The organism is Micropruina sp., assembly GCF_027492755.1.
GTDB lineage: Bacteria > Actinomycetota > Actinomycetes > Propionibacteriales > Propionibacteriaceae > Micropruina.
Genome location: NZ_JAPUED010000163.1, coordinates 1 through 8528, shown reverse-complemented (window position 1 = coordinate 8528; position 8528 = coordinate 1). Strand labels below are relative to the sequence as shown.

The following is an 8528-nucleotide window of genomic DNA, read 5'->3' as shown; positions in this document are numbered from 1 at the left end:
AGGTGCAGGAGCACCGGCCGATGCCCCTTCAGCGAATCCCACACCTCCGGGTTCAGCGAGTACAGCAACCGTGGATCGAGCACGTCCGCCACTGTACCGTGAGCCTCCCCCAGTTCCGCCGGATTGCGCCCATAGCGCACAGCCGAGGCGACCCACGGCACACGACCCCCGGCCGAGCCGACCCACCCGACCCGCGACCTCCGGTCGAGGCGACCCGCGAGCCAAAGCTGAAGTGAGACCGCCGTTCTTGTCGTTCTCAGCCGGGTCTGGAGCGCGGAGCTCGCTCCAACCGCCGCTCTTGTCGTTGTCGGGCCAGAATCTGGCGTTTTGACAGCAACAACGGCGGTTCGACTGCGCTTGCCTCGGGTCATCGGCCTGACATCGACAAGACCGGCGGTTCAACCCTGATCGGTGGGCCTGCGCCACATGATTGGGTCAGTTCCGGCGCTGGTGAAGGAGCGACAGGGCTTCGGAGGCGATCAGTTCGGGTTCGGAGATCGGGATCAGGTGGCCCGAGCGCTCAGCCGTGACGAATCGCGCGCCGGGGTGCCGGGCAGCGGTGTCGCGGTGCGCCTGGACGATTCGCGCGCGGATGCCACGATCGAGGCGGGTGTGCTGCTGGCCCGAGATCACGGTCAGTAGGAGACCCCCCAGGTCCAGCGGGTGATCGCGCAGTCGCTGTAGTTCGTCGGCTACGTGGGCTAGTTCGGCGACGCTCGCCTTCGCAGCGTCGATGGTGCTGGAGGAGGCGACGACTGCGTCTAGCAGCTGGGCCGGCAGGCCGGCGGCCTGCGTCCGGATCAAGGGGGCGAGCAGGCGCAGGCGGGCCAACGGGGCCATCAGCGCCCGCTGCACAGCGTCGGCGGCGCGCGCCGTCCGTGAGGTGTAGAGGTCGGCGGCGTGCTCGTCGCTCTGATCCACCAGGACGAGCCCGGTGACCGGCTTTCCCTGGGCCAGCCGCGTGGCTGCCGCCGTCCGGACGATCGGGCCGCCCCAGCTGTGGCCCACCAGCACCAGGCGGCGATGCGGGAAGGCGTCGATGACGGTCTGCAAGTCGTCCGCGAGACGGGCGAGGTCTCGTTGGTCCGCGTCCGGGGTGCTGGCGCCGAAGCCGGCCCGCTCGTAGGCGACCACGCGAGTGTGGGGTGAGATCGCGTGGTGGACCAGGCCCCAGTAGAGGCCGCTCATCCCCAGTCCCGCCTCCAGGACGACCAGGTCGTCGCCCTCGCCGGCGACCATGGCTCGCAGCGACCGGCCGTCGGGCGTGGCGATGAGCCGGTCCGCGCCCAGCAGACCGCGTCCGATCATCGACTCCGGCGGCATGCTCACGAGTCTACGAAACCGGCTGCGGCGGGCGGCTACCAGCCGCGGTCGAGCCAGGTCTGCAGTTGCGGACGCTCGGCTCCGATCGTGGTCGACGGCCCATGGCCGGTGTTGATGACCACCTCATCACCCAGCGGGAAGAGGCGGCCGGTGATGGACGCGATGATCGTCTCGAAGCTGGAGTATTCCCACCGCGTGGCGCCCGGACCGCGTTCGAACAGGGTGTCGCCGGTGAAGACCGTTGTCGCTGACTCCAGCCAGAAGCAGGTCGAGCCCGGCGTGTGCCCCGGAGTGCGCAGCGCGACCAGTGACCGTCCCGCGACGGTGAACTCTGCACCGTCCTCGAGCGGCAGGTAGGGAGCGTCCCCGTTGAACTCGCGCCAGAGGAAGTCGTCCTCGGGAGCGAGATACGGCGCGACGCCGGTGAGTTCCACGAACCGAGGGGCAGCACGCACGTGATCCCAGTGCCCGTGGGTCAGCAGCACCGCCACCACGCGCCGGCCACCGACCGCTCGCAGCACGGCGTCGGCGTCATGCGCCGGATCGATCACGACGACCTCCGCGCCGTCCCCGACGACCCACACGTTGTTCTCGTGATCCGGCGGCCCTAGCGGATCACGGTTTCCCGCAGTCACCAGACGGGTGATCTCCATGGTTCGACTCCCTCCCGGGTCGTGGTCGGTTCCGCCGTCGCCGACAAAGTCTTCCATCACCACCGCAGACCGAGAACCATGGAACCATTGGCCCATGCACGGGCGCATCAGACGATGGTTCGAGAAGTGGTTCGAAGACAGCGGTCTTGCCGACTACCAACTCCCCGATCCCGATCTGACCGCCTACGACCACGGTGTCGGCACGCTGATTCGGGATGGCGAGCCGGTCGGCCATCTTGCGAGCGTCCGCCTCGAGATGACCTTCCCGGGCCGCCAATGGTGGCCGTGGTTCGTCATCGTGTGGAAGGACGGAACCAAAGAGCGCTCTTTCGAGGACTACGGTCCGCTCTGGCCCACCGTGCGCGAGCTTGATGCTGGGTACTTCGACCGCCGCGGTGACGGCGCAGAGGTGTACTCCTTTGCCTGGCTGCCGCCGGAGGAAGCAGCCCGGACCTGGCTGGAACTCGGCCTGACCGATGACGACTTCTGACGCTCAGGGAAGTCGAGGTGGCCGAGCCCGCTCCTGAGGCATCCTGAACAGATCGACCTCCAGATTGCCCCGAAGGACGCCATCCCCGTCCTGAATAGGCATCCAGAGGTCGATCTGTTCGAGCGAGAAGTCAGGAGCCATACCCGGGAGCGCCGGGGTAGCCTCGGATTGCCCGATCACCCGGCTGGAGGGAGGCGAACGTGAGCCATCCACGTCGCTACGCCCACGACGACCCCTACCTGGCGCGACTGCGCACGATCTGCCTGGCGCTGCCGGAGGCCTCCGAGAAGGAGTCCCACGGACACCCGAACTTCTACACCAAGAAGGTGTTCGCCGTCTTCGGCGCGGTGGTGAAGGGTGACCACTACAACGACCGCTGGGCGCAGTCGGTGCTCGTGCTGCCCAACCTGCTCACCCGGGAGGCCGCGCTGAGTGACGAGCGCTTCTTCGTGCCCGCCTACTACGGACCGTACGGCTGGATCGGGCTGGACTTCCGCGCCGCCGAAGTCGACTGGGACGAACTGGCCGACCTGGTCGAGGAGTCGTACCGCAACACCGCCCCGGCCCGGCTGATCAAACTGCTGCCGTGATCGATGGCCCCCCGGGCCTGCCTGAGGCATCCCCTTCTGCCGACGAGCGGCCCGAGTCTGGACCTGGGACAATGGCCCGGCACGGAAGGACGGTCATGGGCACCAAGGGACGACTTCGCACATCGCTTGATGAGCGGAGGATGGTCAGGATCGAGTTCGGGTCGAAGCACATCAGCCGGGCGGACGGCTACGTGGTGGCGCTGGGCGACGAGTGGGGTCTGCTGGCCGCGACCATGGATGGCGGGTACTTCAACGGCTATCGGGCGTTCCAGTTGCGCGACGTCCGTGAGGTGCGATGGGACACCAGCTTCGAGAGCCGCTTCGCGCCGACCCAGCCGGAATGGCCGCCGGTGTCACCTGGAGTCGACCTGAGTTCGACCGCACGGGTGATCGAGTCTCTGGCGGCGAGCTTTCCGCTCGTCTCGGTCGAGCATCGCGACGCCCACGGATGCATGTGGGTCGGCCGGCCAGTTCGGTTCAAGCGCAAGTGGCTCGTCCTGCAGGAAGTCGAACCGAACGGAAGCTGGGACGACAAGCTCCAAGAGCACCGATTCCGGTCCATCTTCAACGTGGAGGTCGGCAACCGCTACCTGGTTGCGCTCAACAAAGCCTGCGACCCGCGACCTGACCTGCAGCTCGACCAGAACTAGCGGCGGGGAGATACACCGTCGAGGAACACTCACTGGAATGACGGATCGGCACAGAAGGACGGTCATGGGAAACAAGGGACGCCTCCGCAAGTCGCTGGGTGACCTGCGGATGGTCAGAATCGCGTTCGAGCCAAAGCGCATCAGCCCGGCGGACGGCTACGTGGTCGCCCTGGGAGACGACTGGGGACTGCTGGCCGCGACCCTCGACGGCGGGTACTTCGACGGCTATCGGGCCTTCCGGCTCAGCGACGTCCGTCACGTTCGGTGGGACACCAGCTTCGAAAGCCGCTTCGCTCCGACCCAGCCGGAATGGCCGCCCGTCTCGCCTGACGTCGACCTGAGCTCGACCTCGCGGGTGATCGAGTCTCTCGCGGCGAGCTTCCCCCTCGTCTCGGTCGAGCATCGCGACGGGCACGGAATGCGGTGGATCGGCCGGGCACTGCAGCTCAAACGAAAGCGGGTGGTCCTGCATGAGGTGCGCCCGGACGGGACCTGGTACGACGAGCCCCATAGGCACAGCATCCGGCCGATCTTCAGCGTGGAGGTCGGCACCCACTACCTGGTCGCGCTCAACGAGGTCTGTGACCCGCGACCTGACATGCAGCCCGATCTGGTGCGGTGAGGAGTTGGGGGGTGGCTCTGACGCAACACGGCGGTCCGGGCCTTCGTCGCTGACCTTGGAGGTGAGCTCGGCCAGATCCACTCGATGCCGGGGCGGCCGAAGACCGCCCGCGGGAATCTCTCACCCGGGACCCACCAGACCACCCTCGTAGGCGGCTATCACCAGCTGGGCGCGATCGCGGGCATGGAGCTTGGCCAGCAGGTTGCCGATGTGGGTCTTGACCGTCTTGATCGAGATCACCAGCGCGGCGGCGATCTCGTCGTTCGACAGGCCCCGGCCGACCAGGGCGAGCACCTCCGCCTCGCGGGCGGTGAGGACCTCCGGGACCCGCACCCTGGCCACGGCAGGCCGGCTGACGTAGTGCTCGACCAGGCGGGTCAGGATGGCCGGCGCGAACAGGGACTCCCCCGCGTGGGTGCGCCGGACGGCCGCGACCAGCTGGTCGGGCCGAGCGTCCTTCAGCAGGAACCCGCTGGCGCCGGCCCGCAGCGCACCGTACACGTACTCGTCCAGCTCGAACATGCTGAGCACCAGCACCCGGCAGGCCAGCCCCGGGTCGGCGACGATCGTCCGGGTGGCCTCGATGCCGTCGCCGCCGGGCATCCGCAGGTCCATCAGGACGACGTCCGGCGCCAGTTCCCGGGCGAGCCGTACCGCTTCGCCGCCGGTGGCGGCCTCGCCCACCGTGACCAGGTCGCCGGCGCCGTCGACCAGGATGCGCAGGCTGTGCCGCAGCAGCGCCTGGTCGTCCGCGATCAGCACCCGGACCGGGGCGGACGAGGTCATGCCGCCGTCCGATCGGGTATCCGCGCGGCCAGCAGCCAGCCGTCGTCCACCGGGGCGGCGAGCAGTGCGCCGTCGAGCGCGGCCAGGCGTTCCCGCAGCCCGTCCAGGCCGTGGCCGGCGCCCGGATGCGGACGCCAGCCGGGGACGGCGCCGGCGTCGCGGACCCGGACGACGAGCGCCTCCCCGTCCCGGCGGACGACGACCCGCACCCGGGTCGGGCCGGCGTGCCGCAGCGCGTTGTTCAGGCCTTCGCGGACGACCCGGCAGACCGTGAGCTGGGCTCCGGCGGACACCCCGCCCAGCTCGCCGAGCTCGAGGTTCACCTCCAGGCCGACGTCGGTCGCGGCACGGACGATGGCCGGCAGGTCGGCGAGGGTCTCGGCCGGCCGCAGCGGCGCCGGGCCGGGGGTGCGCAGCAGGGTGAGCATCCGGCGCAGTTCGGTGGTGGCCTCGCGTCCGACCCGCTCGATGTCGACCAGGGCCGCCTCGCGCTCGAGTTCGACACCCGGACCAGCGGCGCGGCGGGCGGCGGCCGCCCGCAGGGTGATCACGCCCAGCCCGTGCGAGGCCAGGTCGTGCAGGTCGCGGGCGATCCGCAGCCGCTCGGCCTGCGTGGCGCGCTCGGCCGACCAGGCGGCCAGTTCGGTCTCGTAGCCGCGACGCTGGGCGCGGGTGCGCAGCACCGCCCAGCCGACCACCGTCCCGACGACGGCCATGGCGACGGCGAGGGTGATCCGCACCGACACCGGGTCCTCGACACCGAAGACGCCGAGGACTCCGAAGGTGCCGAGCAGCACCACGACAGCCGCGACCCACGCCCGGGAACGCCAGATCGGCCGGTCCGTCTCCACAGCGGCGAGTCTAGGTTCACTCCGCCGGACAGGGATCGGACCTGGGTCGGAGAGACCCAGGTCCGAGCGGACGCGGCCAGGTCCCGTCCCGGGCCCGATGCCCGGCGGGCGATCGGCTGGTGGCATGGAGGGCATGCTCACCATCACAGGCCTCAGCAAGCGGCACGGGCCCCGCACCGTGCTCTCCGACGTCAGCTTCGAAGCCCTGCCCGGCCGGGTCACCGGCTTCCTCGGCCCGAACGGAGCGGGCAAGTCCTCCACCCTGCGGATCCTGCTCGGGCTCGACCGCGCCGGCTCCGGCACGGCGCTGGTGGACGGCCGGCCGTACCGGGCGCTGCGCGACCCGCTCCGGACTGTCGGCTCGGTGCTGGACGGCTCCGGGGCGCACCGCTCCCGCACCGCGCGCAACCACCTGACCTGGGTGGCCCGGGCCTCCGGCATCCCGCGCCGCCGGGTGGACGAGGTGCTGGAACAGGTGGGGCTGGCCGGTGCCGGACGCGCCCGGGTCGGCACCTTCTCCCTGGGGATGGGGCAACGGCTGGGCCTGGCGGCCGCGTTGCTCGGCGAGCCGCGGGCGCTGGTGCTGGACGAGCCGGTGAACGGCCTCGACCCGGAGGGGATCCGATGGATCCGCCGGCTGCTGCGCGACTTCGCCGACGCCGGGGGCGCCGTCCTGCTCTCCAGCCACCTGATGAGCGAGGTGGCCGAGATCGCCGACGATCTGGTGGTGATCGCGGGCGGACGGATTCTGCAACAGGGCCCGCTCGACGCCGTGACCGCCGGTCACGCGAACCTGGAGGACGCCTTCTTCGCCCTGATCGACGCGGCGGCGACCCGGTGAGCCTCGGACGCGCGATCGCCGCCGAACTGCACAAGACCGCGACCCTGCCGGCGGCCCGGGTCGCCGTGGCGATCGCCGCGCTCGGCTCGCTCGGCATCACGGTGCTCAACGCCACCGGCATCCGGGCGGCGCTGGACAGCGGCCAACTCGACGACGTCGGCTACACCTCGCCGGTCGAGGCGGCCTTCTCCGCCGCGCCGCTCGGCACGGTCGGCGCGGTGATCCTGGGCGTCATCGCGATCGGCAGCGAGTACAGCGCGAACAGTTCCGACGCCGGTGGCGGACGGCAGATCAGCTCGACCCTCACCGTGCTGCCCCGCCGGCTCCGGCTGCTGGTGGCGAAGGCTGCGGCGGTCGTCCTGCTGCTAACCGGGACGGCGGCGGTGACCCTGCCGACCTGTCTGGCGGCAAGCCACCTGATCATCGGGATCAGCAGCGGCGAAGGGTGGGCCGAGCTGGCGATCCGCTGCGCCGGAGCCGCGCTCTACTGGACTCTGACCGCCCTGATCGCCTTCGCTATCGCGGTGCTGGCCCGGGACGGGACGATTCCGCTGATCGTGCTGATCGCCAACTCGTCGCTGGTGTCGGTGTCGATCCTGCTGTCCAACCTCACCCCGCTGGCCTACTACCTGCCCGACCTGGCCGGCATGCGGCTCTTCGCCCGCGACACCTGGGCGATGACCGCCGACGCCCTCGACCCGCTGACCGGCGGCCTGGTGATGGCGGCCTGGGCGTTCGGGCTGCTGGCGGTCGCGGCGGCGGCGTTCGAACGGAGGGACGCGTGACCTCCCGGCTCCCCCGGACGATCGTCGCCGAACTCGGCAAGCTCGCCGGTCTGCCGGCGGCCGTGGCCGCGGTGGCCGGGACGATCGCGGTGACCGTCCTTCTGGTGGCGGCGCTGGCCGCTTCCGCGCCGTCCGGAAGCGATGCCGGACGGGTCGTGGTCGCCGCGATGCCCTTCCTGCAGGTAGGCCCGATCCTGCTCGGCGTGGTGGCCGCGGGCAGCGAGTACGCCGGGCGGCAGGTCTTCACCAGCCTCACGGTCACGCCGGCCCGGCTGCTGTTCCTGACCGGCAAGACCCTCGCCTTCCTGGTCGTCACGATCACCCTGAGCGTCCTGACGGTCGGCGCCGGGACGGTGACCGCGCTGGTCGCGCTCGCCGTCCGGGGTGAGCATGCTCCGGTGGACGGCCGGCCGCTCGCCGGTGCCGCCGCCTACCTGGTGCTGATCGGGCTGCTGGCCCTCGCTCTGGCCGTCCTGCTCCGGTCGCAACTGCCGCCGCTGGTCGCGATGCTCGGGCTGGTCCTGGTCCTGTCTCCGTTGCTCTCCGGGCTCACCGAGCATGCGCGCTGGCTGCCGGACCGGGCCGGCTCGCTGCTCTACCAGCCGGGTGCCGATACCGTGCTCACGCCGGCCACCGGCGTCCTCGTCCTGCTCTGCTGGACGGCCGCGACCGGAGCCGCGGCAGCCGTCGCCTTCCTGTCCCGGGACGCCTAGCCTGGCGTCAGCCACCGCGTTGCTGAATCAGTGCCGCGCGGCCTGTCAGGATCACGCCGCCGCGGTCGCGCTTGCCCAGGTGAACGACACCGGCGGGGTCAGTGTCGATCACGCGCAGGCCGGTCGCGGTCTCGTCGCGACGCGGGCCGCGTCCAGGGGTATTGCCTTGTCAGGTGACCGCCGACGGCGCGCTGGTCGCTTTTCACGACGAATCGCTGGAACGC

General features: G+C 70.7%; 11 protein-coding genes. 7 read left to right on the top strand and 4 right to left on the bottom strand.

The features are described 5' to 3' along the window. Positions 1-435: 435 nt before the first annotated feature. Complete coding sequence (locus Q0066_RS11490) at positions 436-1323, bottom strand: alpha/beta hydrolase (RefSeq protein WP_298133021.1); 888 nt, start codon at positions 1321-1323, stop codon at positions 436-438. Between the two features lie 35 nt (positions 1324-1358). Then, the gene (locus tag Q0066_RS11485) at positions 1359-1976 is read right to left on the bottom strand and encodes an MBL fold metallo-hydrolase (RefSeq protein WP_298133020.1); all 618 of its coding nucleotides are present in this window, start codon (positions 1974-1976) and stop codon (positions 1359-1361) included. A 94-nt stretch (positions 1977-2070) separates the two neighbouring features. On the opposite strand from Q0066_RS11485, the gene Q0066_RS11480 reads away from it, so the two are divergent. The 4 genes from Q0066_RS11480 to Q0066_RS11465 all read left to right on the top strand — a co-directional run bounded on the left by Q0066_RS11480 (position 2071) and on the right by Q0066_RS11465 (position 4328). Next, complete coding sequence (locus tag Q0066_RS11480) at positions 2071-2466, top strand: hypothetical protein (protein WP_298133017.1); 396 nt, start codon at positions 2071-2073, stop codon at positions 2464-2466. 200 nt (positions 2467-2666) lie between these two features. Then, positions 2667-3056 carry an MmcQ/YjbR family DNA-binding protein gene (locus tag Q0066_RS11475; protein WP_298133015.1) on the top strand — a complete coding sequence of 130 codons (390 nt, stop codon included), beginning with the start codon at positions 2667-2669 and terminating at the stop codon, positions 3054-3056. 191 nt (positions 3057-3247) lie between these two features. Next, positions 3248-3706, top strand: coding sequence for a hypothetical protein (locus Q0066_RS11470; RefSeq protein ID WP_298133013.1), 459 nt, complete (start codon positions 3248-3250; stop codon positions 3704-3706). A gap of 64 nt (positions 3707-3770) precedes the next feature. Continuing rightward, positions 3771-4328: a hypothetical protein gene (locus Q0066_RS11465; protein WP_298133011.1), complete on the top strand. Its 558-nt coding sequence runs from the start codon at positions 3771-3773 to the stop codon at positions 4326-4328. 120 nt (positions 4329-4448) lie between these two features. On the opposite strand, the gene Q0066_RS11460 is transcribed toward Q0066_RS11465, so the two are convergent. Together Q0066_RS11460 and Q0066_RS11455 are read right to left on the bottom strand one after the other, a co-directional pair. Then, positions 4449-5114, bottom strand: coding sequence for a response regulator transcription factor (locus Q0066_RS11460; protein ID WP_298133009.1), 666 nt, complete (start codon positions 5112-5114; stop codon positions 4449-4451). Further along, positions 5111-5965: a histidine kinase gene (locus tag Q0066_RS11455; protein WP_298133007.1), complete on the bottom strand. Its 855-nt coding sequence runs from the start codon at positions 5963-5965 to the stop codon at positions 5111-5113. Before Q0066_RS11455 ends, Q0066_RS11460 begins: the two co-directional genes overlap by 4 nt. A gap of 133 nt (positions 5966-6098) precedes the next feature. Between Q0066_RS11455 and Q0066_RS11450 the strand changes: the two genes are divergently transcribed. The 3 genes from Q0066_RS11450 to Q0066_RS11440 are packed head-to-tail and all read left to right on the top strand — an operon-like array spanning position 6099 to position 8304. Next, entirely contained in the window at positions 6099-6806 is a 708-nt protein-coding gene (locus Q0066_RS11450; protein WP_298133005.1) for an ATP-binding cassette domain-containing protein, read from the top strand. Further along, positions 6803-7591 (top strand): hypothetical protein, encoded by a 789-nt coding sequence (locus Q0066_RS11445; RefSeq protein WP_298133003.1) that lies wholly within the window; start codon positions 6803-6805, stop codon positions 7589-7591. The genes Q0066_RS11450 and Q0066_RS11445 overlap by 4 nt, the downstream gene beginning before the upstream one ends. Next, positions 7588-8304: a hypothetical protein gene (locus Q0066_RS11440; RefSeq protein WP_298133001.1), complete on the top strand. Its 717-nt coding sequence runs from the start codon at positions 7588-7590 to the stop codon at positions 8302-8304. The genes Q0066_RS11445 and Q0066_RS11440 overlap by 4 nt, the downstream gene beginning before the upstream one ends. The last annotated feature ends 224 nt before the right edge of the window (positions 8305-8528 follow it).

Bases quoted from the DNA above. Each gene is read 5' to 3' on its own strand.
- Q0066_RS11490 (WP_298133021.1), bottom strand. From the start codon at position 1,323: ATGCCGCCGGAGTCGATGATCGGACGCGGTCTGCTGGGCGCGGACCGG.
- Q0066_RS11485 (WP_298133020.1), bottom strand. From the start codon at position 1,976: ATGGAGATCACCCGTCTGGTGACTGCGGGAAACCGTGATCCGCTAGGG.
- Q0066_RS11480 (WP_298133017.1), top strand. From the start codon at position 2,071: ATGCACGGGCGCATCAGACGATGGTTCGAGAAGTGGTTCGAAGACAGC.
- Q0066_RS11465 (WP_298133011.1), top strand. From the start codon at position 3,771: ATGGGAAACAAGGGACGCCTCCGCAAGTCGCTGGGTGACCTGCGGATG.
- Q0066_RS11460 (WP_298133009.1), bottom strand. From the start codon at position 5,114: ATGACCTCGTCCGCCCCGGTCCGGGTGCTGATCGCGGACGACCAGGCG.
- Q0066_RS11450 (WP_298133005.1), top strand. From the start codon at position 6,099: ATGCTCACCATCACAGGCCTCAGCAAGCGGCACGGGCCCCGCACCGTG.